We start from the raw sequence: 427 nt of genomic DNA, 5'->3' as shown, positions 1-427 counted from the left end.
CCTGATTTTGCCGTCCGGCGCGATATCGATGCCACGCAATCGGTCGTGTCTATGTGTTTCCAGCGGCTGCCAGCCCGTACCCACCAACCGGTGAATGGTGCCCATCTCGCCGCAGGCGTAGATGCCATGCTTGGGATGTCCATGGACATCCAGATATTCATTGGAGCCTAGTGGACTGATGGGCAGCCATTGCTGCCCAACCATTCGATAGGCCACGCCCTCAGTGCCAACAGTGATCACCCCACCGGCATCCTCTGCCCAAACCTGCCTGAGGCTCTTTTCGCTGACCTTGTCCCGCGTCCAATTGGTGCCGGCGTAGCGCCAGATCCAGGTGGTGGCCTCGAGCGCAAACATTTCGCCCGAAGGCGCGGCCGAGAGCGCCATCAGCCATTCGGACGTCACCAGGGCGCCACGAGCTTTCTTAGGG

The 427-nt window shown here is 60.9% G+C and carries 1 protein-coding gene; it reads right to left on the bottom strand.

The features are described 5' to 3' along the window. Positions 1–384 (bottom strand): hypothetical protein (locus EN807_RS32695; RefSeq protein WP_135937944.1); only part of this gene is annotated, 384 nt, incomplete at its 3' end. Positions 385–427: the final 43 nt, after the last annotated feature.

This window comes from Mesorhizobium sp. M5C.F.Ca.ET.164.01.1.1, assembly GCF_004792125.1.
GTDB classification, from domain to species: Bacteria; Pseudomonadota; Alphaproteobacteria; order Rhizobiales; family Rhizobiaceae; genus Mesorhizobium; species Mesorhizobium wenxiniae.
The sequence above is the reverse complement of the archived record's forward strand: the minus strand, read 5'-3'. Positions and strand labels throughout refer to the sequence as shown.